Raw genomic sequence first — 23,339 nt, forward strand, 5'->3', positions numbered from 1 at the left:
CGACCTCCTCAGTGCTGCCAGACCTTCACCCAGTCCACCGAGAGGGTGGCCCGGGTGACCCCGGCGGGCGGGGCGGACGGGAAGCCGACCGCCAGGTTGACGATCAGTTCCATCGGGACGTCGGGGAGGTGCTCGGTCTGCTTCCAGCGGGCCACGCCGTCCACGTACCAGGTGATCGAGTCCGGCTCCCAGTCGGCGGCCACCACGTGGGTGCTGCCCGCGAAGTCGGACGGGCCCCAGACCTGGCCCACGTGCTGGTCGCTGTTGCCGCTGCCGGTCCAGTGCAGGTTGAAGTTCACCTGGTGCGGGTCGACCGCGAACTCCGCCACGTCCAGCTCGGGCGGGGTGGTGCGGGTGTCGGGCATCAGCCAGAACGCCGGGAACATCCCGCCCTCGGCCGGGATCCGGACCGCCGCCTCGAAGTAGCCGTGGGTGTAGGTGGAGCGCGGCGTGCCGTTCCAGGTGTCCCGGCCGGTGGTGATCATGCCGGAGGTCCAGGGGTAGGTCTTGCCGTCGCTGCCCACGGTGTCCCGTCGCTGGGCGGTGAGCACGGCGTGGTCGTCCCGGACGGTGACCTGGCCGGGCTGGTACCACTCCAGCTCGTGGTTGCCGGCGTTGGTGCAGCCGCGGTCGTTCCAGTCGTAGCAGGTGGCCCAGCGGGCGGTGTCCAGCCGGTTGCCGTGGAAGTCGTCCTGGAAGGCCAGGTGCCAGGGCCCGGGTGCGGCCGGATCGGCACCCGGCGCCGCCGTGGTGGCGAGCGGGGAGCCGGCCCCGCTGCCGATCCCCGGGGTGGGCTGGCCCCCGCAGGCGGCGGTGAACAGCAGCAGGCCCGCGCCGGCGGCCCGCCACCAGCGCCGCCCCCTGCCACCGCCGTCACCGCTCCCGCCGCCGTTGCCGTCGCCACCGGAGCGCTCGCGGCGGCGCGGCCACAGCGCCAGCACCGTGGTCAGCGCCGCCAGCACCGCCAGCACCCGGGGCACCGTGAACGCGTGGTTCAGGTAGAAGGCCACCGCCACCACCACGGCCGCCGCCAGGCTCGCCGCCACCGCGAGCACCAGCCGCTCCAGCGCCGGGAGCGAAAGGCGCGCCACCCCGGGCTCGGCCGTCGGCTGCGGCCCGGGCGGCCCGGGGCGCACCGCCGCCGCGCCGGGGCCGAGCAGCACGAAGGCGGCGGTCACCGCCACCCGTACCGGTGAGCCGGCCGGCAGCAGCGTGGCCGCCAGCGCCACCCAGCCGGACAGTGCGAGCCCGATCCTGGCCGTCGCGAGCCTGTGCGTCATCACGAGCCTCCGGTGGTCGTCATGAACCGGTACACCACCGCGTCCGGCCCCTGGTGGATCACGGCCAACCCGGGCAGCAGGTCCGCCGCGGTGTGCAGCCGCGCGACCGTGTCGGCCGGCAGCGTGCCGGTGAGGTAGCACTCCGCCGCCTGAGCCCGGGTCAGCACCAGGTAGACCGGCCCGGTCGCGTTCGCCGCCGCCTGCTGCAGGGCCGCCGTCGGGTCGCGCACCAGTTCCTGACGCTGCGCCAGGGTGCCCTGGTCGAAGACCACCCGGGTGTGTTCGTCGTAGCGGCGGTCCGCGCCGGGCAGGTCGGAGGTGACCGAGATGATCCGGCTGCCCGGTGGTGCCTGGTCGATCGTGGTGCGCACGGCGGTGACCTCGTCGGGGGCGAACCGGTTCATGCTCTCCTTGCTGTCGTAGCCGAGCAGCAGCCCGGACAGCATGGCCGCCAGCAGCACGGTCACCACCGCGGCCCGCAGTCGCGGTCGGGGGGCGGGGGCCAGCAGCAGCGCCGCGCTCAGGAACGCGGTCGCCGGGAGCGAGAACAGGAAGGCACGGAAGATCATCTCGCCGCCGTAGTTGTTCGCCGCCAGCAGCAGCAGCGGTGCGAGGGCGAGCAAGGGCAGCGGGGTGCGCCGGGTCCACGGCCGGTGCCAGAACGCGATCACGGCCAGCACGAAGAGCCCGGCCGACATGCCGCGGTCCACCCAGGCCACCAGCACCTGCCCGGGGGCCGCCGCGCCCAGCCCGGCCAGCCCGGAGAACACGTTCGCGTCGGGCGAGCTCAGCGCGTGCACCAGCTGGTGCAGGTTGGCGGCCAGGTACGGGCGGGCCACCGTGCTGTCCCACAGCACCGTGAAGCCGACCGCCCCCGCCAGCAGCGGCAGCACGGTGCGCCGGTTTCGCCGGGGCAGCGAGAGCAGCAGCAGCGCGCTGACCAGCATCAGCGGGGTCAGCTGGTGCGAGCACGCGATGGCGAACTCGAGCAGCAGCAGCACCAGCAGCCGGGGCAGCGGCCAGCCGCCGGCCGGCCGCTGCTGCAGTCGCCGCACCACCACCGCCAGCACGCTGACGTACAGCAGGAAAGCGAAGGCCTGCGGGGAGAAGTAGTCCTGGCCGACCCAGGAGGCCGAGTAGAAGATCCAGACCCCGCCCCAGACCACCCGCCGGTCCGCCGTGATCGAGCGGTAGAGCAGCAGCAGCGGGCCGAGCAGCAGCGCGTTGAAGAAGACCGGCGCCCAGGCCGCGTAGCCCAGCGCCGAGTGCAGGCCGGTGACCCGCAGCAGCAGCGCGTTCAGGTCGAAGAAGCCGGGCCACTGGTTGTAGATGTCCAGCCCCTGCGCGTTCGGCACGGTGCCGTTGTGGCGCAGCATCGCGTCCACCACCGCGATGTGCTTCCAGGCCCAGGAGTACCGCAGGGCCGGGTAGAGCAGGCTGGGGGTGGCGTGGATCATCAGCACCAGGGCGAGCAGGTAGCCGGCCAGCCAGCGCGGCCGCAGCCGCGGCTCGCGCAGCGCGGCCAGGAAACCCACCGTCAGCAGGGCCAGCGCGAACCAGAACCACACCGGCAGCACCTGGAGCAGCCCCAGGTCGCCCATCCGCTCCAGCCGCACCCGGCGCAGCGACAGCAGCCAGATGCCGAGCGCGGCCGGCAGGACCAGGCGGGGCAGCCACAGCTGCCACCCGTCCGGCGGGCGGTACCGGCCCGTGCCGGTGCGCCTGCGCGGGACGGGGGTGACGGTCGCCTGGACGGTCATGGCCGGGCCCTCCCGCGCCGGGCCGCCCCGCGCCGGGCGCCCGCGCGCACCCGGGCCGGCCGCCACCAGGGGGCGCAGGCGAGCAGGCCCGCGGCCACCACCAGCTGCGCGGCCAGCCAGGCGGCGGCCGCTCCCTCACTCCCCCACCGCGGTACCAGCAGCACGGTGAGCACCAGCACCAGCGTCGACAGCGAGACCAGGGCGGTCACCGCGACCCGCATCCGCCGGCGCACCCGGCAGACCGCGACCGCGGTGCTGGTCACCAGGAACGGCAGCGCGGAGGCGCCCAGCAGCCGCAGTGCGGTGGTGCCGTGGGCGGCGTAGTCGGCCCCGAAGACCCGCAGCAGCAGGGGTGCGGCGAGTTCCAGCACCAGCACGGCGGCGGCCAGCAGGGCGCCGGTGTGGCGCAGCAGCCGCCAGTAGTGGGCGGGCAGCGTCCGCTCGTCGGCGGACTCCACGGTCAGCGAGTAGCCCATGTTGTTGACGAACTGGTAGAGGCCGTAGCCGACCAGCCAGGCCACCGAGAAGTAGGCGCTGGCCGCGGCGCCGCTCAGGTTCAGCACCAGGACCGGCGGCAGCGAGGCGGCGGCCTGCCAGCACAGCGCACCGGTCAGGTCCGCCGCCAGGTAGCGGGGCGTGGGGCTGGCCGGGCTGCCGCGCGGGCGGTGGCGCGGGATCGCCCGGGCGAACAGGTAGCTGTTGGTCACCACGACCACCACCACCAGGCCGACCAGCCAGGCGTGCAGGATGCCGAGCACCGCGCCGGCCGCCGCGAAGGCGCCCAGCAGCCCGGTCTTGAGCACCGCGAAGCCGGTGTTCTCCCAGATCACCAGGTCGGCCCGGCGCAGCCCGGTGAACACCCCGTCCTGCAGCTCGAAGAGCGCGTAGCCGACCGCACCCACGACGAAGGCCGCGCCCAGCAGCGGCGTGTGCAGGAAACCGAGCCCGGGAGAGAGCACCGGGACCAGCAGGACGAAGCCGGTACCGGCCAGCACCGCGGCCAGCACCGCCCCCAGGTAGGCCCGCAGCACCAGCCGCCCCGGCTGCCGAGCCGGCGGCACGAACCGGACCAGCACGTTGGACAGGTTCAGCTGCCCGATCCCGCCCAGCAGCATCAGCGCGGCCACCGCGGCGTAGTTCCGGCCCACCTGTTCGGGGCTGTACCACCGGGCGGCCAACGCCCAGAAGACCACCCCGACCACCGAGGTGAGCAGCGAACTGGCCGTCAGCAGCAGCCCGTTGCGCAGCAGCGGGTCCTCCCGCCGCGCCGGCCGGGCGACGGCCGGCGCGGCCCGGTCCACGGAAGTCCCGCCGGAGTGCCCGGCCACCGGCCCGGCGGACCGCTCCACAGCGCCCGGCCCAGCACCGGCCCGGCCGGCGACACCCGGCCCAGCACCTGCAACCCCGTCGACGGCGCCCAGCACCGCGGCCCCACTCGCCGGCCCCGCAACCCCGCCGACTGCACCCGCCACCACACCCCCATCCACCGGCCGCCCGGCCCTACCGGCGGCGGCCTGCGTCGGAGCGAGGGCGGAGCGGCGGAGCATCACGGCTGCTCCCCTGGCCCGGCCGGCCGCAGTACCGCGCGGGCCAGTGCGGCGGTACGCGGCACGGCGCCGCGCCGCCCGGCCTCCGGCACCGCCAGCAGCGCCAGCAGCGGGCGGGCGGTGTCCTCGACCAGCGGCAGCCGGCACTGTGGGCAGCCGCCGGGCGGGTGCCCGATCAGCGCGGCCACCGCCTCGGCCAGGCCCGCCTGGTACGGGCGGTGCAGCACCGTCACGGGGCTGCCGCGCAACTGGCGGCGGCCGTTGGCCGGCACCGCGCCGCGCTCGGCCAGCCGCAGCATCGACAGGTCGGCCCGGCTGTCGCCGACCGCGAGCGCCGGGACGGCCCCGACCGCGCCCAGGTGGTCGAGCAGCGCCCGCACACCGTGGCCCTTGTCGGCGCCCAGCGGGACGAAGTCGGTCTGCGCCCGGCCGGGCAGCACCGCGAACCGGGCCGACGGGTGGCAGTCGGCGAGCAGCCGGCGGACCGTCTGCGGAGCCAGTGCGCCCGCCCCGCCGCGCTGGCGGCCGCGTACGCACCACAGGTAGCGCAGGTCCACCGAGCCGCCGGGCAGTGCGGCGATCCGCCGGGACAGCCCGCCGTCGCCCACCTCGCGCAGTTCCGGCGGCAGCAGCGCCAGCTCGCCCTGGCCGTCCCAGCCCGCGCAGCCGTACTCGGCCATCCCGCCGGCCAGTCCGTAGTCGGCGCACCGCTCGCGCACCTCGGGCAGCGAGCGGCCGCTGGCCAGCAGCGTGCGGTAGCCGTGCGCCCGAAGCGCACGCAGCGCCAGCATGCCGAGCGGGGAGGAGGTGGGGAAGCCGAGCACGTCGGTCTCCAACACGCCGTCCACGTCCAGCACCACCCAGGCGCCGGTGCCGGGCCGGGCCGGCAGGTCGGCCAGGTAGATCTCGGCCAGGAAGCGGCGCACGGCGCGGGCCTGGGCGGTGCGGGCCCGATCGGCGGCCGGAGCCGGGCGGGCACCGGCGCCCGCCAGCCGCCGCTCGTTCCAGGCCTGCACCAGTTGCAGCAGGCACCACCGGGCGGCGGGCAGCGGATCGCCGGTCAGTTCGCGGAAGCGGGCCAGCAGCGCGGCCTCGTCGGCGGGGGCCCCGAGGGCGGCGCCGGCCAGGTCGTAGGCGGCGTCCCGACTGGCCGGCTCGAGGTGGCTGAAGGTGCCGGCGGCGCAGTCAATCTTGAGCCAGCCGCCACGGGCGTCGGAGGCCCAGGCGGCCGGGCCGGTGCTGCCGTCGGTGACGCAGGGGCGGGCCACGGTGAGGGTCCGGCGGGCCAGCCGGTCCAGCAGCAGGGCCCGGGCCGGCAGCGCGAGCCGGCCGTAGCCGCCGGCCAGCACCTGGGCGGCCGCCTCCCAGACCGGCCGGCGGCCGGACAGCCAGGCGCTGCGGTCCTCGGCCAGCGCGAGCCGGTGCTGACGGTGCGCCAGGTAGCCGGCCACCACGGCCGGGCCGACCGGGCGGCCGGGCCGGTCCTCGCCGGGCAGCCGCTCGCGCAGCAGCACGCCGTCGGCGAAGCCGAACACGGGGGCGACCAGGCCGGGCAGCCGCTCGGCGATCTGCGCGTGGTAGCGGCCGAAGCCGCCCACGCCCGCCCACTGCGCCGTCAGCGAGAGCAGCCGGGCCGAGCGGTCGTCCCGCTCCACCCGCACGGTGACCGGCACCGACAGGTGCGCCCACCGGTTCGGCAGGTCAACCTGAGGGGCCGTCAGCTCGGCCACCCGCAGGCCCGGCGGCAGCACCTTGGCCACGGTGCGCAGCAGCTCGGCCTCGCCGAGCCGCTCGCGCACCGCCCACCGCTCGCCCGGCAGCAGCACGCACGGGTACCGGCGCAGCGGCTCCGGCGGCACCGCCGGTCCGAACAGCGCGAGCAGCGGCACCACGGCCACGGTCGGGAAGCCGGCCCGGCGCACCGCCGCGGCCACCTGGGCGACCGCGCTGCCGGTGCTCGGCGGGGCGTCCAGCAGCAGGGCGGCGCCGCCGTGCCGGGCGATCCGGCGTGGGGTGCGCCGGTGCCCGGGCAGCAGCGGCCCGGCGGGGCGCGCGGTGCCGACCGTGACGGACCGGTAGCCGCGGGCCCGCAGCGCGGCGCCGGCCAGCGGGGCCAGGTAGCTGCCGGAGGTCCGCACGCCCAGCACCAGCAGCGGCCGGGTGGGATCGGGCGACTGCACGGAGAACCGGCGGACCAGTTCGGCGACGTCCTGCGGGTGCTGGTCGAGGCCGGCGAAGCAGGACGGCCGGCGCAGCACCGCGTGCCGCAGCGCCCGGCAGTGCACCGGCCCGGCGGCGGCCCGCCGGGCGGCCGCCAGCACCGGCTGATCCGTCTCGATGTCCCGGCCCGGCACCATCACCAGCTCGGCGAGCAGTCCGGCCAGGGTGGCCAGCCGCTCGCTCCAGCGGCGCACCGCCCGCCGGCCGCGCCACGGCCGCAGCGCCACGGCGAGCCGGGCCAGCAGCCGCACCAGGGCACCGGACCGGCGGCCGGCCAGCTGGCGGGCCAGCCGCGGCAGCGGGCGGTCGATGCCGTCCAGCAGGTCCTGCAGGATCTGGGTGGCCCCGGCGGCGGCCAGGTAGGCCTCCAGCCAGTGGCCGCGCTCCACCTCGGCGAGCAGCCGCTCGGTCAGTTCGGGCACCGTCTGCAGCGGGTCCACCGCCACCGGCACCGGAGCGGGCGGGCGGTGGTCGTCCGGCACCGCGCGGTGCGGAGTGCGGGTCGGGGCGTCGACCATGGTTCAGCCTCCCAGTCGGGCCGGGGTGCGGCGGGTACGACCCGCCGGTCAGTCCGCCGGCCGGGGCGGGCCGCCGACCGGGCGGCCGACGGCGGCGCACAGCCGGCGGTAGATCCGCCAGCCCTTGGTGCGCAGCCGCTCCGGGCGGGGTGCGGTGGGTGCGCCGCGGCCGGCCACCCACTGCTCGAACAGCTCGGGGCCGGTGTCGGCCCGGACCGTCAGGCGGGCGATCCGCAGCGGGTCGTCGGCCTGCGAGCTGAAGCAGTTCGCCACCGCGCAGGCCGAGGTCCAACCGGCCTGGCGCACCTTGCGGCGCACCGCGGCGCTGTTGTAGCCGTGCGGGTAGGCGTAGCTGGTCACCGGGTGGTCGAGCGCGTCCTCCAGGATCCGCTTGCACTCGGCGATCTCGGCGCACAACCGGGCCCGGCCCAGGGTGTCCAGTTGCGGGTGGGTCTGCGAGTGGCCCCCGATGTCGAAGCCGTAGGCGTCCAGGGTGGCGACCTGACGCCAGTTCAGCATCGGGGCGGGCGGCAGCAGGCTGCCGCTTCCCCGCTCACCGGGCGGGTGGACCGCGCCGGTGGTCAGGTAGAGGGTGGCGGGCAGGCCGCGCTCGGTGAGCAGCGGCGCGACCGTCCAGAAGAAGTCCTCGTAGCCGTCGTCGAAGGTCAGCACCGCCACGTTGTCGGGCAGTTGCGGCCCGCCGCGCTGCGCGGCGACCAGTCGGCGCAGCGGCACCACGGTGCGGCCGGCGTCGGCCAACCGGTCCAGCTGCTCGGCGAACACGGTCGGCGTGACGGTGTATGGGGCCAGCCAGTCGGGCGGGTCGGTGCTCACCGAGTGGTACAGCAGCACCGGGACGATGGTCATGGCGCACCGCTTCCCGGCACCGGTGCACCGCCCGCCGGCGCGGCGCTTCCCGCCGCCGCCCCTTCTGCCGCCGTCGCCGCAGTGCCGGCCCCCGTCGGCGCGCCGTGGCCCAGGTCCGCCAGCCGCCCGGCCAGGTAGCCGAACGCGGTGGTCCCGGCACCGGCGCAGATCGCCAGCGCCACCCGCAGCCGGCCCGGGCGCAGCGCCCGGGCCACCGCCAGCGGCAGCGTGGCCCGCAGGTAGGCGCGCTCGCTGGCCAGCGCCCGGGCCGCGCCCGCCAGCCGGGCCACGGTGGCCTTGGAGCGGCCCTCGGCGTAGCAGCGGGCCCGGAAGTAGCCCCACCGGGCGCGGACCGGCGGCACGTGGTGGCGCACCGCCGCGGCCGGGTCGTAGCGCAGCTCGCACCCCGGGTGGGCGGCGGCCAGTCGCAGGCACAGCTCGGTCTCCTCGCAGCCCAGCGGGCGGCTGCCGATCCGGCCGAGCTCGGGGCTGAAGCCGCCGGCGGCGACCAGTTCGGCCCGCCGGAAGGACATGTTGGCGCCGATGAAGTTGCGTACGGGCGCGGGGCGTTCGGGCAGGCCCCGGTAGCTGCAGCCGACCACCCAGTCGAACTCGGGCGGGAACCAGGCCGGCCGCCCGCCCTCCCACCAGGGCCGCACCAGGCCGCCGACGCCCAGCACGGCCGGGTCCCGGTAGCCGGCCAGCAGCCGGCCGGTCCAGCCCGGGTCGGCCACCGCGTCGTCGTCCAGGAAGGCGATCACCTCGCCGCGCGCGTGCGCGAGCGCGGTGTTGCGCGCCCCGGACAGCCCGCGGCGCTCCTGATTGGCCATCACCCGCACGTCGGGCCAGGCAAGTTCGGCCCGCGCGCCGAGTTCGGGGCAGTGGTCGACGACCAGCAGCACCTCTGCGGGCTCGTACTCCTGGCAGCGCAGCGAGTCCAGCGCGGCGCTCAGGTCGGCCCAGCGCCGGGTGGTGTACGCGCACACGGCGACGGTGAGGGTGGGCAGCGCGGGCATGGCTCAGTCTCCGATCAGGCGGGCCAGGCGCCGGCTGCGCAGGTAGCCGACCGGCCCGTAGGCCAGTCCGCGCAGTTCCAGCCGGCCCAGGCCCGGTGTCTGCGGGGCGGTGGCCGCGTGGCGGGCGGCGTGCTGGAGGGCCAGTGCCGCGCCGCGCGGCAGCCGCCGCAGCAGTGCCGTGGCCAGCCGGGGCTCGTGCACCACGGCGGCGGCCATGAACGCGCCGAACCCGGCACCGTAGCCGAAGGCCTGGGCCGGCACCGCCTCCGGGTTGCGCCGGTGGTGGTGCCAGATCAGCGCCTCGGGCTGGTAGACCAGGGTGTGGCCGGCCGCCAGCACCCGCAGGAAGGCGAGCAGGTCGTCACCGCCGCGGGCCGGCGTACCGGTCCCCGTCGCGGGGTCGAAGCCGCCCAGCCGGCGCAGCGTCGAGGTGCGGAAGGCCATGTTCGCGCCGGACCCGAACTTCCCTGCGGTGAACGGGAAGAGCGGGTCGGGGCCGGGCCGCTCCAGCGACCAACGCAGCGGTGCGAAGCCCTTGGCGAAGCCGGACAGCCGCTCCAGCTGGAGCTGGCTGGGGGTCTGCAGTTCCGCGGCCAGGATCAGCCCGGTGACGCAGCCGACCCGCGGGTCCTGGCCGAACGCCTCGGCCAGCGCGGCCAGCCAGCGCCGGTCGGCCAGCGTGTCGTCGTCGGTGAAGGCGCACAGCTCGCCGCGCACGGCGGGCAGCGCCGCGTTGTGCGCCCGGGCCAGCCCCGCCGCCGGCTCGCGCAGGTAGCGGACCCGGCCGGGATAGCGCGCCGTGATCAGCCGCCGGGTCGCCTCGCTGGACGGGGCGTTGTCGACGACGATCACCTCGAAGTGCGGGTAGTCGCTGCGCAGCAGCGAGTCCAGGCAGCCGCGCAGCTGCCCGGGCCGGTCGCGGGTGGCCACCACCACGCTGATCAGCGGCGCGGCCGCAGACGGCGTGGTGGTCGCGGCCGCGGTGCCGACGGGAGCCCGGACGGCGGACACCATCGGTACCGGGACGGCGAGTTCACGATGAGCGGCAGCCGCCAGCGCCCGGCACAGGGCGGCGTGGCCGCCTGCGCTGCCGGTGCTGGAGACCAGTCCGAGCGGGTGCCCGTGCAGCCGCACCAACGCCAACACGCCCGCGTCCGATCCGGCATCGGGCTGGATCCGGCCGTCCGGGGAGCGCAGCTCGTACGGGCGGGCCAGGTCCAACTCGACGACGCGGACGGGGGTGTAGAGCGAATCGCGGGCGGCGGGGCGGGGGCAGGCCGGCCCGGCGCGCCGGGCGGTGCCGATCATCGCTCCCCCACGGCCTTCGTCTGCGTGGGCCGGGCGCCGGGGCGCTCGGCGATCAGGGTCCGCAGTACCCGTCGGCCGTCCGAGACCGCGTGCAGGTGCGAGCGCCCGCTGCGGCGGGGGAGTTCGAGGCTGGGGACCTCGGCGATCCGAAGTCCCTTGCGCAGGGCGTGCGCGACCATCTCGGCCTCGATCTCGAAGCCGGTGGCCGACAGCTCAAGGGTGTCCAGGAAGTCGCGCCGGAACGCGCAGTACCCGTAGCACAGGTCGGTCAGCCGGGCGCCGTACAGCCGGTTGACCACCGAGAGCAGGGCGCGGTTGCCGAGCGAGCGGACGGTGGTCAGATCGAGCGATCCGCCACCGCTGAGGTAACGCGAGCCCTTGACGAAGTCGTAGCCGTGGTCGAGGAAGTGCAGGAAGTGCGGGATCTCGCCGGGCGACATCGAGCCATCGGCGTCGATCATCACGATGAACTCGCCGGTGGCCGCGGCGAACCCGGTGCGCAGCGCGGTGCCCTTGCCCGGGCCGCGCTGACGGACGGTGCGCACGTTCGGCAGGCAGTTGCTGGCCATGGCCAGCGTCGCGTCGCGCGACTCGCCGTCGACCAGCAGGACCTCGTCCACGCAGCGCGGGATCTGTTCGAAGACCCACGGGATGTTGCGCGCCTCGTCGCGGGCCGGGATGACCAGACTGACGGTGCGTCGCACGGATCTGCGGTCGGTGGCCCGGCGGGCCAGGCGGTCGTCGGCCCGGCGGGCCGGCGTGGCGGACTGGGCAGCGGCATGCCCGGGCAGGGTGGTGCTCATCGCTGGCTGCCTCTCCATGAGGCAAGGGGACGCCCCTGGACACAGGGGTGGCCCTGGCGGTTTCCGAAACCCCCGGATCCCCCGATTGACCCCCGACCAGAGCCCCCGGCCCCCCGAACCCCCGGTCACCCACTCCCCTGGGTTCTCATCATGCGCACCGGGTCAGCCGAACGTCAATAGCTTTGTGGCTATTTGTCCGGTTTCAGGTCATGCTCTTCCATGATCCGCCGGACGATCTCCTCCGGCCGGGCCGGGCGCCCGAAGTGCCAGCCCTGGGCCCGGTCGCAGCCCATCTGCCGCAGCCGGGTGGCGTGGTCGGCGTTCTCCACGCCCTCAGCGGTCACCGTCAGGCCCAGACTGTGCGACAGCGAGACCAGGCCGCCGACGATCCGCCAGCCCAACTGCTGCTCGCGCCCGGTCTCCTTGAGGTCGCTGACGAAGGAGCCGGCGATCTTCAGGCTGGAGACCGGCAGGTCGCGCAGGTAGGCCAGGTTGGACCAGCCGGTGCCGAAGTCGTCCACCGCGAGCGAGACGCCCATGTCCACCAGCGAGTGCAGCGCCCGCAGCGACTCGTCCTTCGGGCCGACCACCGCGCTCTCGGTGATCTCCAGCTGCAGCCGGCTCGGGTCCAGCCCGCACGAGCGCAGGATCCGGTCGATGTCGGTGACCAGCCCGGCGTTGCGCACCTGGCGGACCGCCAGGTTGACGTTTATCTGCGGCGCCCGGTCGCCGAACTGCCTTACCCAGTCGGCCGCCTGGCCACAGGCCTGCTCCAGCACCCAGCGGCCCAGCGGCATGATCAGGCCGGTCTCCTCGGCGGTGCCGATGAACTCGTCGGGGCCCAGCACGCCCAGCTGCGGGTGGCGCCAGCGCACCAGCGCCTCGACCGCGGAGAGCGAGCCGTCGGAGAGCCGGCACAGCGGCTGGTAGTCGATGAAGAACTCGCCGCGGTCCAGCGCCACCGGCATCCGCACCGAGACCGCGTACCGGCTCACCGAGCGGGCGTTGCGCTGCGGGTCGAACAGGGTCCATCGCCCGCGACCCTCCTCCTTGGCCCGGTACAGGGTCAGGTCGGCGGCCCGCACCGCGGCCATCGGCGTGGTGGCCGCCACCGGCCGCTCCAGCACCCCGATGCTGGCCCCGATCGCCAACCGGTGCCCGTCGATCGGCACCGGCTTGGCCAGCGCCGCCAGCACCGTCTTGGCCGCCGCCACCGCCTCCTGCTCGCCGCGGCAGTCCTCCAGCAGCACCACGAACTCGTCGCCGCCCAGCCGGGCCACCAGGTGGCCCAGCGGGCGCAGCGCCGACTCCAGCCGCAGCGCCACCGCGGCCAGCAGCTGGTCGCCCATCTCGTGGCCCAGGCTGTCGTTGACCACCTTGAAGCCGTCCAGGTCCACGTAGCACAGGCCGAACCGGGCGCCGGGCTCGGGCGAGTCGAAGACCGCCTCCAGCCGCTCGAAGAAGGCCGAGCGGTTGGGCAGGCCGGTCAGCGGGTCGTGGGTGGCCTGGTGGCGCAGCCGCTCCTGCAGCCGGTAGCGGTCGGTGATGTCCTCCAGCATCGCGACCTGGTAGACCGGGGTGCCGTCGTCGTCGCGGATCAGCGAGCAGGTCAGGTGGGTCCACACCACCTCGCCGTCCTGGCGGTAGTACGGCTTGTCGAGGGAGAAGTGGTCGCGCTTGCCCGAGACCATCTCCTCGTAGGCCTCCCAGACGCCCGGCGAGTCCTCGGGGTGCACCAGGTCGTTGACCCGGCGGCCCTGCATGTCGCCCGGGCGGGCGCCGAAGATGTCCTGCAGCGCCTTGTTGACCGCCAGGATGTTGCCCTCGACGTCGCCGATGCCGATCCCGATCGCCGCCGACTCGAACAGCGCCCGGAACCGGGCCTCGGACTCGCGCAGCGCCCGCTCGGCTTCGCGGCGGGCGGTGTCGGCGGCCAGCCGGATCGCCTCCTGCTCCTGCAGGGTGCGCTCGCGCAGCGCCTCGGCCCAGCCCGCGGCGAAGGCGCCGGCCAGCTCGGCGCAGCGCAGCTGGCCCGGGCCGCCGGCCTGCAGCAGGCCGATCGCCCCGGCCAGCAGGTCCGGGTCGGTGAAGTGCGACTCGACCAGCAGCGCGCCGGCCTCGGCGGCCGCGCCGGTGTCCAGCGCGTCCTCCTCGGCCTGGGCCAGCTGCAGCAGCTCGGTGGTCCGGCTGACCAGCCGGTGCAGCGCGTCGGGGTGCATCGCGGCGCCCTGGCTGCCGCGCAGCAGGCTGCTCCAGCGGTCCGGGTCGGGGATCGACCGGCCCGCACTGTCGGTACTGCCCTGCTGCTCGGCCGGCAGGGGGCTGGTCACGGCAGCAGTCCCACGCCGACCAGTCCGACCATGCGCTCCGGGTGCTCGCCGACCGCGGCCGGCTCCTCCGGACGCCACTGCGGCAGGTAGACCACGCCCGGCTCGACCAGCTCGAAGCCCTCGAAGAACCGGTTGATCCGCTCGGCCGAGCGCATCTTCATCGGCGTGGGGGTGCGCCGGTACAGCGCCTGGTGGGTCTCGGCCTGGTCCGGGCGGCCCTCCAGCGAGGCGTGGCAGATGGCCAGCGCGCTGCCCGGCGGCAGGGCGTCGCGCAGCGTGGCCAGGATGCCCTCCGGGTCCTGCTCGTCGGTGACGAAGTGCAGCACCGCCACCAGCAGCAGCGCCACCGGCTCCCCGGCCCCGAGCAGCTCGGCCACCTCGGGGCGCGACAGCAGGTCCTGCGGGTCGGTGAGGTCGGCGTCCACCACGGCGCAGGCCTTGTCGTCCTCCAGCAGCAGGCGGCTGTGGGCGACCGCGACCGGGTCCTTGTCCACGTAGACCACCCGGCTGTCCGGCTGGAACTCGCGGGCGACCTCGTGCACCGCGCCGAAGGTCGGGATGCCGGAGCCGATGTCCAGGAAGCGGGTGAAGCCCTGCTGGGCCAGGAACGTGACCGCGCGGCGCAGGAAGGCGCGGTTCGCCCGCATGATCAGCGGCAGGTCGGGCCAGAGCTCGATCGCCTTGCGCGCCATCTCGCGGTCGGCGGCGAAGTTGTGCGAGCCGCCCAGGTAGTAGTCGTACACCCGGGCCGCGGCCGGCCGGTCAAGATCCATACCCTCGGGCACCCACGACGGTCGCCGCATCAGGGACCCCTTTCCGACACAGATTTAGACAAGAGGCACAAAGATCATCCTACGGGAACCACTGCCACCGCAACCGCCGGGCGCAGCGCGTCGCCCGGTTCCCGCACCATCTGCCGGGCACCGCCGCCCAGCGGACAATGGCGGCATGGCGGCACGGATCGAGGACTACGCCCTGGTCGGCGACCTGCAGACCGCCGCCCTGGTCTCCCGGGACGGGTCGGTCGACTGGCTCTGCCTGCCCCGGTTCGACTCCCCCAGCTGCTTCGCCGCGCTGCTCGGCGACCAGCGGCACGGCCACTGGCGGCTGGCCCCCGGTGCGGCGGAAAGCTACCAGGTCCACCGGGAGTACCGGGAGGCCACCCTGGTCCTGGAGTCCCGCTGGACCGGACCGGAGGGATCGGTGCAGGTCACCGACTTCATGCCGCAGCGGGTCGGCGACCCGCTGCTGATCCGGTTGGTCACCGGGCTGTCCGGCCGGGTGCCGATGGCCGGTGAGCTGCGGTTGCGCTTCAACTACGGCCGCAGCGTGCCCTGGGTGCGCCGCACCGACCACCACCGGATCGCGGTGGCCGGACCGGACTCGGCCTGGCTGCGGGTGCCCGCCGGGGTGCACACCTACGGCCAGGACGGCGCCACCCGTTCGGAGTTCACCGTGCAGGCGGGCGAGAGCGTGCCGTTCGTACTCAGCTGGCAGCCCTCGCACCGCGCCACCGCGCACCGGGTGGACGCCGAGGGCGAGCTGCGCCGCAGCACCGAGAGCTGGCAGCGGTGGGCGGCCGGCTGCCGCTACCGGGGCCCGTGGCGGGCGGCGGTGCTGCGCTCGCTGATAATCCTCAAGGCGCTGACCTACGCGCCCACCGGCGGCATCGTGGCCGCGCCCACCGCCGCGCTGCCCGAGGTGCTGGGCGGCGAGCGGAACTGGGACTACCGGTACTGCTGGCTGCGCGACTCCACCATGACCCTGTCCGCGCTGCTGCGCGGCGGCTTCCGGGACGAGGCGGCGGCCTGGCGGCGCTGGCTGCTGCGGGCCATCGCCGGCGACCCGGGCGACCTGCAGACGGTGTACGGGGTGGCCGGCGAGCGCGGGCTGCCGGAGACCGAGGCCGGCTGGCTGCCCGGGTACGGGGACTCGGCGCCGGTGCGGTTCGGCAACGCCGCCGTGGGCCAGCTGCAGCTGGACGTCTACGGCGAGGTGGTGGACACCCTGGAGCTGGCCTACGCGGCCGGACTGCCGATGGAGCGCCAGGTCTGGGGCCTGCTGCGGGCCCTGATGGACCATCTGGAGCAGCACTGGCGCGAGCCGGACGAGGGGCTGTGGGAGGTGCGCGGGCGGCGCCGGCAGTTCGTCCACTCCAAGGTGATGTGCTGGGTGGCCGCCGACCGGGCGGTCCGCCTGGCCGAGGCGACCGGGCTGCCCGCGCCGGTGGCCCGCTGGCGGGCGCTGCGCGCGGCGGTGCACGCGGACGTGCTGGCGCACGGCTACGACGAGCGGCTCGGCGCCTTCGTCCAGCACTACGGTGGACGGGAGTTGGATGCCTCGCTGCTCTTCGTGGCGAAGACCGGGTTCCTGCCGCCGGACGATCCGCGGGTGGTGCGCACCGTGCTCGCGGTGCGCGAGCAGTTGGACCACGGCGGATTCGTCCGGCGCTACCGGCAGGACGACCTGCCGGGGGCCGAAGGGGCCTTCGTCGCCTGCTCGTTCTGGCTGGCGGACGCGCTGGCCGTGATCGGGCGCCGCACCGAGGCGGCGGAGCTGTTCGACCGCACCGTCCGGCTGGGCAACGACCTGGGGCTGCTGTCGGAGGAGTGGGAGCCGATGACGGGCCGTCAGCTCGGCAACACTCCACAGGCGTTCAGCCACGTGGCGCTGGTCAACGCGGCGTTCACGCTGGCGGGAGCGTGAACGCCGCGGCGGGCCGGGCTACTCGACGGTGACCGACTTGGCCAGGTTGCGCGGCTTGTCCACGTCGCGCTGCAGGGCGACGGCGGCGTGGTAGGCGAACAGCTGCAGCGGGATGTTGAGCAGCAGCGGGTCCAGCTCCGGCTCGTTGCGCGGGACCAGCAGCGTGTGGTTGGCCAGCTTCGGGTCCGGGGCGGTGTGCGCGATGGCCAGCACCCGGCCCGCCCGGGCCCGGATCTCGCCGAGCGTGGTGAGGTTCTTGTCCAGCAGCTCGTCGTCCGGCACCAGCGCCACGGTGGGCAGCTCGGGGCTGATCAGGGCCAGCGGACCGTGCTTCAGCTCCGAGGCGGGGTAGGCCTCGGCGTGCACGTAGCTGATCTCCTTGAGCTTCTGCGCGCCCTCCCGGGCCACCGGGTAGCCGCGCACCCGGCCGATGAACATCATGCCCTCGCACTCGGCGTACTCGGCGGCCAGCTCGGCGATCTCCTTCTCCTGCTCCAGGATCTGGCGGATCTGCCCGGGCAGCGCCTTCAGGCCGTCCACGATCCGGCGCCCGTCGGCCGGGGAGAGGTCGTTGATCCGCCCGAAGTGCAGCGCCAGCAGGGCGAAGGCGACCACGGTGGAGGTGAACGCCTTGGTCGAGGCGACCGAGATCTCCGGCCCGGCGTGCAGGTAGATGCCGCCGTCGCAGGCCCGGGCGATCGCGCTGCCGACCGTGTTGACCACGCCCAGCACCCGGCCGCCCTTGCGCTTGACCTCCTGGACCGCGGCCAGCGTGTCGTAGGTCTCGCCGGACTGGCTGACCGCGACGTACAGCGTGTCGGCCTCGATCACCGGGTTGCGGTAGCGGAACTCGGAGGCCGGCTCGGCGTCGGCCGCGATCCGGGCCAGCTCCTCGATCAGCTGGGCGCCCATCTGGCCGGCGTAGTAGGCGGAGCCGCAGCCGATGATCTTCACCCGGCGGATGTCGCGCAGCTCCCGGGCGTCCATGTTGAGCCCGCCCAGGTGGGCGGTGGCGAACCGCTCGTCGAGCCGGCCGCTCAGGGTGCGCTCCACGGCCGAGGGCTGCTCGTGGATCTCCTTGATGAGGAAGTGCGCGTGGCCCGCGGTGTCGTAGGAGTCGATCTCCCAGTCCACCGTGGAGGGCTGACGGGTGGTCGGGCGGGCGTCCTCGCTGAAGGTGCGGAAGCCGTCGGCCCGCACCACGGCCAGCTCGCCGTCCTCCAGGTGCACCACCTGGCGGGTGTAGCGGACCAGGGCGGCGACGTCGGAGGCGGCGAACATCTCCTTCTCGCCCAGGCCCAGCACGATCGGGCTGCCGTTGCGGGCCACCACGATCCGGTCCGGCTGCTCGGCGTCCAGCACCGCGATGCCGTAGGTGCCGACCACCAGCTTGAGCGCGGCCCGCACCGCCTCCTCCAGCTCCACACCCTCGCCGCTGTGCGCGGCGATCAGGTGGACCAGCACCTCGGTGTCGGTCTCCGAGCTGAAGACGGCGCCCTCGGCGGTCAGCCGGGTGCGCAGCTGGTCGGCGTTCTCGATGATGCCGTTGTGCACCACCGCGAACCGGCCGGCGTTGTCCAGGTGCGGGTGGGCGTTGGCGTCGCTGGGCTCGCCATGGGTGGCCCAGCGGGTGTGGCCGATGCCGGTCGAGCCCTTGAACCGGGCCGGGACGGTGGCGGCCAGGTCCGCGACGCGGCCCTTGGTCTTGCGGACCTTCAGGCCCGCGCCCTTGCCGGTGACCGCGACCCCGGCCGAGTCGTACCCGCGGTACTCCAGCCGCTGCAGGCCTTCGAGCAGGAACGGTGTGGCGTCCTTGGGACCGATGTAAGCGACGATTCCGCACATGGGGAGGGAAGGCTCCTGACCGCTTCGAAGGGAGGGGTGGCGCGGCGCGGACCGCGGAGACCCGCATCTCCGTCGGCCCGGCGGTCGCGCTACCCGTAGACGATGCGCCGTAGCTGGCGCGCCGACAGCTCGGGCGCGGCCACCCGCCGGGCGGGCAGCTCGACCGCGAGCCGGGTGAAGATCTGCTCGTTGGTCAGTCCGCGCGCCTGCAGTTCCGCGTGCCGGCGCTGGACGAACTCGGTGGCCGTCTCCGAGAAGTACGCGAGCACCTCCGCCACCACCCGCGCCGCCTCACCGGGCCCCAGCACGCTGGTCCGGGTCAGGTGGGCGATCAGGTCGGCGAAGAGCGGCTGCTGCTGGGGTGGAACGGGAGACTGGCTGGCCACAGAGAGTGAGACTAGGTCGGCAGTCCGAAAAAACCAAGAATCCTGCCCGGAATCGGGCAGGTGTTGACCGTTCCACCTCACTCGAATGCGCTGCCGGTCCGCCGAACGGACTGCGCCGCGGTGCCGCTCCCTTCCGGGCGGGCCGTCGGCGGGACCGGGGCGACCGCCTGCGCGCTGGTGCCGCGCGACCGGTCAGGGCCGCCCGCGGCAGGCGGACGGCCCTGACCGGCTGCCCGAACAGTCAGTCCGGGAGCCTTCGGCGCAGTCGGCGGCGGCGGGCCGGCTGGTCGGGCAGCCAGCCGAAGGCCAGGCTGCTGCCGACCAGGCCCAGCAGCAGCCCGACCAGGAAGCCGCCGAGGTTGGAGGTCAACCAGCTGGCCAGGGTGAGCAGCACGGCCAGGATCGAGTAGAACAACCGCTGCGCCGGACTGAAGAGCAGCAGCAGCCCGCACAGCAGCAGCACCGTGGGCACCAGGTACCCGGCCACCCCCTGCAGGCCGATGTGCATCAGCACCGGCAGCGGCGCCTTCTCGGTGACCAGGATCTCCGCCCCCGCCAGGGTGACCAGCAGCCCGCCCCAGAACGGGCGGGCCCCGCGCCACTGCCGGAAGGAGCGGCGCGGCGCCTGCGGCACCGTGCTCGCGGCCACCCTCAGCAGCCCGTGTCGCTGAAGCTCAGGTGCAGGCCAGGCAGGGTGAAGGCGGCCGCGGTGGTGGCGTAGTTGTCCTGCCGCAGGTGCTCGATGACCACACTGTTGGCCTGCTGCCCGAAGACCCCGGGCGGGCCCGGCACGCCGGCCTTGTCGAAGGTGGAGGCGTCCCCGCCGATCTCGATGTGGTCGAAGGAGGCGTCGCCGGAGAGCACGTCGGAGTCGGTGGTCAGGTCGGTGGCGGTGACCGGGGCACCGGCCTTCCCGGCGGTGATCTTCAGGTTGGTGCCGCCCAGGTTGACGCTCTGGCACAGGTTGGTCAGCTTGGCCGTCTTGATCGCGGAGACCGCCACCAGCACCTGGCCGCCGGTGTTCCCGGCGTTGGGGCTGTTGTCGATCATGTTGTCGAGACCGCCGAACTGCTCGAAGCCGGTGCCGTCCAGCCGGTCCGCGGTGACCGTGAAGGCCATGCCGGAGATCTGGAACTGGTTGGCCAGCACGCCCTGTGCGGTGAGGGTCAGCAGGACGCCGCCCGCCACGCAGGCGGGGACGGCCATCAGTGCGGCGCGACGCAGCCGCACCCGGCCGCGGCCCGGCCGGCTCGACGCCTCGGCGCCGGAGGGCTCCGGTTCGGGGGTCCCGGGGGTTCCGGGGGTGGGGGCAACGGACTCGGCCATGGCTGCTCCAGGGGAGGGAGGGGGACCTGTGACAGAGCGGCACCTTGTCCTGGCGCGGACAGCGCCCCTGAAGTTGGATCAACTGCTCTTCCTGGCAGGGAAGTTGACGATCAGTCCAACAACAGGTCAACTGTTCGGAAGTTACCTCGCGGTAGTCGGGGGGTCAAGCGTTCGCGCACGGCAGATCCGGCTTGCGCCAGCCGCCGCCCGCCGCCTCGGCCAGCTCCAGCCGACGCACCGCCTCCTCGGGGCCGACGAACGGAGCCACCGCGAAGTGCGTCAAAGGCCTCAGCAAATCCGGGAGTTCGGCGTGCCGACCGGCCGAGATGTAGCGGTAGACGGTGGCGTAGACGCCGCCCACCGCCGCGTCCACCAGCAGCTCGATCGGCAGCCCGGCCGGCGGGTTCGGGCATCCGACGAACAACCGCCTCAGCCGCAGGCGCAGTTGCTCGCGCACCAGCCGCCCGGCCGGACCCACCGCGTCGATCTCCACCACCGCCATGGTGGCGAAGGCCGGAACCTCGGCCAGGATCGCCAGCAGCACCCGCAGCGCCGCGTGCACCCCCGCCACCCAGTCGGCCTGCCCGGCGACCGCCTCCTCCATCCGGCGGATCACCACCGCGGTCCCGTGCCGGTGCGCGGCCAGGAAGGCCTCCTCCTTGCCACTGAACTGATCGTAGAAGACCGGCCTGGTCACCCCGGCCGCCTGGCAGATGTCGCTCACCCGGGCACCGGCGTAGCCGAGCTCCGCCACCGTGCGGACCACCGCGTCGAGCAACCGGTCGCGCTGGGTGGCCGCCACCACCTCCGGCGGCACCCGGCTGGGCCCGCGCCGGATCGAACGCGCCGGGTCGCGCCCACTGCGCTCCCCCGGGAGGATCAAGTCGCTTGCTATCAAGCCTGGTTCAAGATTTATTCGCAAGGTTCAGCACCATCCCTTGACGCTGGCGTTGGCCAGGTTTAGAACCTTCCCAGGTTTTCAATTCGTTCGGCGCTTCGACACCGGCAGGGATCCAAGGTCCCACGGTGGCAGGGGAAGTGCCGTCGGGCGGTGGCAGCCGCCGGTTCCCCAGCTCCAGCACACCGCGCCGTACCGCTCGTGGCGCCGAGCGGCTCGTGCCTGCTCCACGGTCCACCCAACCGTGTCCCTAGGAGTCCTGCCATGACTCGAACCTACCGTTCCCGCAGTCGAGTTGCCGCTGTTCTGGCAACTGCCGCAAGCGCCGCACTGCTCGCCGCCGCGATGCCGGCCCAGGCCGCCGGCCTCCCCGGCGGCGGATACACCGGAATGGGCAGCTGCCCGCTGAGCTCGCCCGCCCTGACCGACCCGAGCGACCTGCAGGTCGGCTGCGTGGTCTCGGTGACCAGGGCGGGGAGTTTCACCATCGGGACCACCACGGTGCCGCTCACCTCGCCGATCACCCTGCGCTTCGGGGTCTACTGGGACAAGTCCGCCCCGCAGGTGACCTTCCCCGACGGCAGCACCGCCAACCAGTACACGACCGTCGCCCCGGTCGGCGCCCCGCTGCTGGACGCGCAGCCCGCGCAAATCACCATCCCCGGCATCATCAACTTCCTGCCGGGCCTGACGAGCGTCTTCGCCAAGGTAGAACTCGCCGGTCCGGTAACGGACTTCACCCCGTTGGCGGCCGGCGAGTCGTACCCCGTCTTCAAGCTTCCGGTCAAGCTGCACCTGTACAACGCGCTCTTCGGCGACCACTGCTACCTCGGCTCGAACTCCGCGCCGATCGTGCTGCGCCCGACCACCGGCACCACCGCCCCGCCGCCGCCCGCCAAGCCGATGACCGGCGATCCGGGCACCATCGCGGTCACCCCCGACCCGAACGGGTTCGGCGCCGTGGTGGCCTCGTTCAGCGGCGCGAGGCTGGTGGACAACACCTTCACGGTGCCGGGTGCCACCGGGTGCGGCCTGGGCGGCAGCCTGGACTGGATCATCAACCTGGCCATGGGACTGCCCGCCGGGGCCGGGCACGGCTCGGTCAGCTTCCAGCAGACCGACACCTCGCTCGCGCTGGACACCGACCTGGCCGACCTCTCCGGCGCGCTGGGCGCCTCCGCCGGCCACTGATCCGCCGGCCGCCGGCCCCGGACCGCGCGGCCCCACCCGCCGGCCACCGACCGGCCCCCCGAGACCGGTCCGCCGCTCGCCCGGCGGACCCGCGCCCTCCCCACAGGGCGCCCCCACCCTCACCGAGAACAGAGGAACTCCCGTGCGCAATCGCCTGTTCGCCGGCGCGGCCCTGGCCGCCGCCGCCCTCACCGTGCTGCCCGCCCTGCCCGCCTCGGCGGCCTCGCCCGCGGTGCTCACCGTCGGCAGCGCCGGCGGCTCCGCCGTCGCGGTCGGCGACGTGCTGACCGCCTCGCTGTCGTCCGGCACCATCGCCACCATGTACTCCACCGCCGCCGGCGGCACCGGGGTCAAGTGCTCCTCCTCCGCCTTCAGCGCCACCGTGGTCAGCAACCCGACCGCGCCCGGCACCGCGGTGGAGACCCTCACCAGCCAGACCTTCGGCAACTGCTCCACCGTCAACGTGCCCGGCGTGCTGGGCGTGAACAGCCTGACGGTGAACAACCTCAGCTACACCAACAGCGTCTCGGACTCGGCCGGCAACCCGGCCACCCTCAGCCCGGGCACCGCCGGCCCGATCCAGACCACCGTGGTGCTGCGCACCCTGCTGGGCACGGTCACCTGCAAGTACCAGGCCAGTCCGGGCAGCCTGTCCGGCACCACCTCCAACACCACCCAGTCGATCAGCTTCACCAACCAGACCTTCACGCTCACCAGCGGTCCCGGCACCTGCTTCGCCAACGGGTACTTCACCGCCGCCTACAGCCCGGTCACCGACTCGACCCAGGGGGGTGCCAAGGTCTTCGTGAACTGACGCCGCCCCGCCGGGACCGCTGGGTCCCGGCCTCGGCCCGGTCTCGTTCCGGCCCGAACCTGTCGGTGGTGATTGACAGTTCGGGTCGGCACGGGTTGGCTCGGGAGCGCTCGTATCCGGGTCAACGGCCGCGGGGGCGGCCGCCACGGGAGGGGAACCCATGAAGAGGATCGATCGAGCCGCCGCGCTGCGCGCGGCCGGCACCGCCACCGTCGCCGCCGCACTGGCCGCGGCCGGCGCGGTACCGGCCGCGGCCGCGCCGCCGCAGGGCGGGCCGGCCCAGGTCTGCCTGGCGCCCGGCGGCGCCCAGCCGGACCGGGCCGCCTACCCCGACGCGATCAGCGCGGACGGGCACACCGTGGTCTTCGACTCCACCGCCACCAACCTGGTGCCCGGCGGGGGCGACGGCAGCGCCAACGGGATCTACGCCTGCGACCTGCACAGCGGGCGGGTGGAGCGGGTCGACGTCGGCCCGGCGGGGGCCGTGCCCGACGGGTACGGCTACGGCGGGGGGGGCAGCGCGG

Annotated in this window: 18 protein-coding genes and 1 pseudogene; 4 read left to right on the forward strand and 15 right to left on the reverse strand. The window is 74.6% G+C overall.

Annotation, left to right across the window (positions count from 1 at the left end; translation table 11 throughout):
- Nucleotides 1-8: 8 nt before the first annotated feature.
- The 10 genes from C7C46_RS08135 to C7C46_RS08180 form a co-directional block, all read right to left on the reverse strand.
- A complete protein-coding gene (locus C7C46_RS08135) occupies nucleotides 9-1,280 on the reverse strand; it encodes a glycoside hydrolase family 16 protein (RefSeq protein ID WP_110667268.1) in 1,272 nt (423 codons plus the stop codon).
- Nucleotides 1,280-3,040: a glycosyltransferase gene (locus C7C46_RS08140; protein ID WP_146259013.1), complete on the reverse strand. Its 1,761-nt coding sequence runs from the start codon at nucleotides 3,038-3,040 to the stop codon at nucleotides 1,280-1,282. Before C7C46_RS08140 ends, C7C46_RS08135 begins: the two co-directional genes overlap by 1 nt.
- Complete coding sequence (locus tag C7C46_RS08145) at nucleotides 3,037-4,389, reverse strand: lipopolysaccharide biosynthesis protein (protein ID WP_220040577.1); 1,353 nt, start codon at nucleotides 4,387-4,389, stop codon at nucleotides 3,037-3,039. Before C7C46_RS08145 ends, C7C46_RS08140 begins: the two co-directional genes overlap by 4 nt.
- Before the next feature lie 197 nt (nucleotides 4,390-4,586).
- Nucleotides 4,587-7,325: an HAD hydrolase family protein gene (locus C7C46_RS08150; RefSeq protein WP_110667273.1), complete on the reverse strand. Its 2,739-nt coding sequence runs from the start codon at nucleotides 7,323-7,325 to the stop codon at nucleotides 4,587-4,589.
- Nucleotides 7,326-7,373: 48 nt separating this feature from the next.
- On the reverse strand, nucleotides 7,374-8,192 hold the full coding sequence (locus tag C7C46_RS08155) for a polysaccharide deacetylase family protein (protein ID WP_245984289.1): 819 nt from the start codon (nucleotides 8,190-8,192) through the stop codon (nucleotides 7,374-7,376).
- Complete coding sequence (locus tag C7C46_RS08160) at nucleotides 8,189-9,208, reverse strand: glycosyltransferase family 2 protein (RefSeq protein WP_110667275.1); 1,020 nt, start codon at nucleotides 9,206-9,208, stop codon at nucleotides 8,189-8,191. Before C7C46_RS08160 ends, C7C46_RS08155 begins: the two co-directional genes overlap by 4 nt.
- A gap of 3 nt (nucleotides 9,209-9,211) precedes the next feature.
- Entirely contained in the window at nucleotides 9,212-10,516 is a 1,305-nt protein-coding gene (locus tag C7C46_RS08165) for a glycosyltransferase family 2 protein (RefSeq protein WP_110667277.1), read from the reverse strand.
- Complete coding sequence (locus C7C46_RS08170) at nucleotides 10,513-11,319, reverse strand: glycosyltransferase family 2 protein (RefSeq protein WP_110667279.1); 807 nt, start codon at nucleotides 11,317-11,319, stop codon at nucleotides 10,513-10,515. The genes C7C46_RS08165 and C7C46_RS08170 overlap by 4 nt, the downstream gene beginning before the upstream one ends.
- Nucleotides 11,320-11,507: 188 nt before the next feature.
- Nucleotides 11,508-13,649 carry a putative bifunctional diguanylate cyclase/phosphodiesterase gene (locus C7C46_RS08175; RefSeq protein ID WP_245984290.1) on the reverse strand — a complete coding sequence of 714 codons (2,142 nt, stop codon included), beginning with the start codon at nucleotides 13,647-13,649 and terminating at the stop codon, nucleotides 11,508-11,510.
- Nucleotides 13,646-14,452: an SAM-dependent methyltransferase gene (locus C7C46_RS08180; RefSeq protein WP_110667281.1), complete on the reverse strand. Its 807-nt coding sequence runs from the start codon at nucleotides 14,450-14,452 to the stop codon at nucleotides 13,646-13,648. Before C7C46_RS08180 ends, C7C46_RS08175 begins: the two co-directional genes overlap by 4 nt.
- A gap of 145 nt (nucleotides 14,453-14,597) precedes the next feature.
- On the opposite strand from C7C46_RS08180, the gene C7C46_RS08185 reads away from it, so the two are divergent.
- Nucleotides 14,598-16,355, forward strand: a complete 1,758-nt coding sequence (locus tag C7C46_RS08185; RefSeq protein WP_110667282.1) for a glycoside hydrolase family 15 protein — start codon at nucleotides 14,598-14,600, stop codon at nucleotides 16,353-16,355.
- Nucleotides 16,356-16,373: 18 nt separating this feature from the next.
- Here C7C46_RS08185 and glmS read toward each other — a convergent pair whose 3' ends face one another.
- The 5 genes from glmS to C7C46_RS08210 all read right to left on the reverse strand — a co-directional run bounded on the left by glmS (nucleotide 16,374) and on the right by C7C46_RS08210 (nucleotide 20,795).
- Nucleotides 16,374-18,200: a glutamine--fructose-6-phosphate transaminase (isomerizing) gene (gene glmS / locus C7C46_RS08190; protein WP_110667284.1), complete on the reverse strand. Its 1,827-nt coding sequence runs from the start codon at nucleotides 18,198-18,200 to the stop codon at nucleotides 16,374-16,376.
- An 89-nt stretch (nucleotides 18,201-18,289) separates the two neighbouring features.
- Nucleotides 18,290-18,586 (reverse strand): hypothetical protein, encoded by a 297-nt coding sequence (locus tag C7C46_RS08195; protein ID WP_110667286.1) that lies wholly within the window; start codon nucleotides 18,584-18,586, stop codon nucleotides 18,290-18,292.
- 241 nt (nucleotides 18,587-18,827) lie between these two features.
- Nucleotides 18,828-19,235: a DUF6114 domain-containing protein gene (locus C7C46_RS08200; RefSeq protein WP_245984291.1), complete on the reverse strand. Its 408-nt coding sequence runs from the start codon at nucleotides 19,233-19,235 to the stop codon at nucleotides 18,828-18,830.
- Nucleotides 19,236-19,237: 2 nt separating this feature from the next.
- Nucleotides 19,238-19,912: a DUF6230 family protein gene (locus C7C46_RS08205; RefSeq protein ID WP_110667288.1), complete on the reverse strand. Its 675-nt coding sequence runs from the start codon at nucleotides 19,910-19,912 to the stop codon at nucleotides 19,238-19,240.
- Nucleotides 19,913-20,075: 163 nt separating this feature from the next.
- On the reverse strand, nucleotides 20,076-20,795 hold the full coding sequence (locus C7C46_RS08210; RefSeq protein ID WP_245984292.1) for a TetR/AcrR family transcriptional regulator: 720 nt from the start codon (nucleotides 20,793-20,795) through the stop codon (nucleotides 20,076-20,078).
- Between the two features lie 279 nt (nucleotides 20,796-21,074).
- Between C7C46_RS08210 and C7C46_RS08215 the strand changes: the two genes are divergently transcribed.
- From C7C46_RS08215 to C7C46_RS34860, 3 genes and pseudogenes are all read left to right on the forward strand, one after another.
- On the forward strand, nucleotides 21,075-22,001 hold the full coding sequence (locus tag C7C46_RS08215; RefSeq protein WP_146259014.1) for a hypothetical protein: 927 nt from the start codon (nucleotides 21,075-21,077) through the stop codon (nucleotides 21,999-22,001).
- A gap of 142 nt (nucleotides 22,002-22,143) precedes the next feature.
- On the forward strand, nucleotides 22,144-22,815 hold the full coding sequence (locus tag C7C46_RS08220) for a Tat pathway signal sequence domain protein (protein ID WP_110667293.1): 672 nt from the start codon (nucleotides 22,144-22,146) through the stop codon (nucleotides 22,813-22,815).
- 160 nt (nucleotides 22,816-22,975) lie between these two features.
- Nucleotides 22,976-23,339: pseudogene (locus tag C7C46_RS34860) on the forward strand (hypothetical protein); the annotation flags it as partial.

The organism is Streptomyces tateyamensis, assembly GCF_003205575.1.
GTDB lineage: Bacteria > Actinomycetota > Actinomycetes > Streptomycetales > Streptomycetaceae > Kitasatospora > Kitasatospora tateyamensis.

Bases quoted from the DNA above. Each gene is read 5' to 3' on its own strand.
- C7C46_RS08135 (WP_110667268.1), bottom strand. From the start codon at position 1,280: ATGACGCACAGGCTCGCGACGGCCAGGATCGGGCTCGCACTGTCCGGC.
- C7C46_RS08140 (WP_146259013.1), bottom strand. From the start codon at position 3,040: ATGACCGTCCAGGCGACCGTCACCCCCGTCCCGCGCAGGCGCACCGGC.
- C7C46_RS08150 (WP_110667273.1), bottom strand. From the start codon at position 7,325: ATGGTCGACGCCCCGACCCGCACTCCGCACCGCGCGGTGCCGGACGAC.
- C7C46_RS08155 (WP_245984289.1), bottom strand. From the start codon at position 8,192: ATGACCATCGTCCCGGTGCTGCTGTACCACTCGGTGAGCACCGACCCG.
- C7C46_RS08160 (WP_110667275.1), bottom strand. From the start codon at position 9,208: ATGCCCGCGCTGCCCACCCTCACCGTCGCCGTGTGCGCGTACACCACC.
- C7C46_RS08165 (WP_110667277.1), bottom strand. From the start codon at position 10,516: ATGATCGGCACCGCCCGGCGCGCCGGGCCGGCCTGCCCCCGCCCCGCC.
- C7C46_RS08170 (WP_110667279.1), bottom strand. From the start codon at position 11,319: ATGAGCACCACCCTGCCCGGGCATGCCGCTGCCCAGTCCGCCACGCCG.
- C7C46_RS08180 (WP_110667281.1), bottom strand. From the start codon at position 14,452: ATGCGGCGACCGTCGTGGGTGCCCGAGGGTATGGATCTTGACCGGCCG.
- C7C46_RS08185 (WP_110667282.1), top strand. From the start codon at position 14,598: ATGGCGGCACGGATCGAGGACTACGCCCTGGTCGGCGACCTGCAGACC.
- glmS (WP_110667284.1), bottom strand. From the start codon at position 18,200: ATGTGCGGAATCGTCGCTTACATCGGTCCCAAGGACGCCACACCGTTC.
- C7C46_RS08205 (WP_110667288.1), bottom strand. From the start codon at position 19,912: ATGGCCGAGTCCGTTGCCCCCACCCCCGGAACCCCCGGGACCCCCGAA.
- C7C46_RS08215 (WP_146259014.1), top strand. From the start codon at position 21,075: ATGACTCGAACCTACCGTTCCCGCAGTCGAGTTGCCGCTGTTCTGGCA.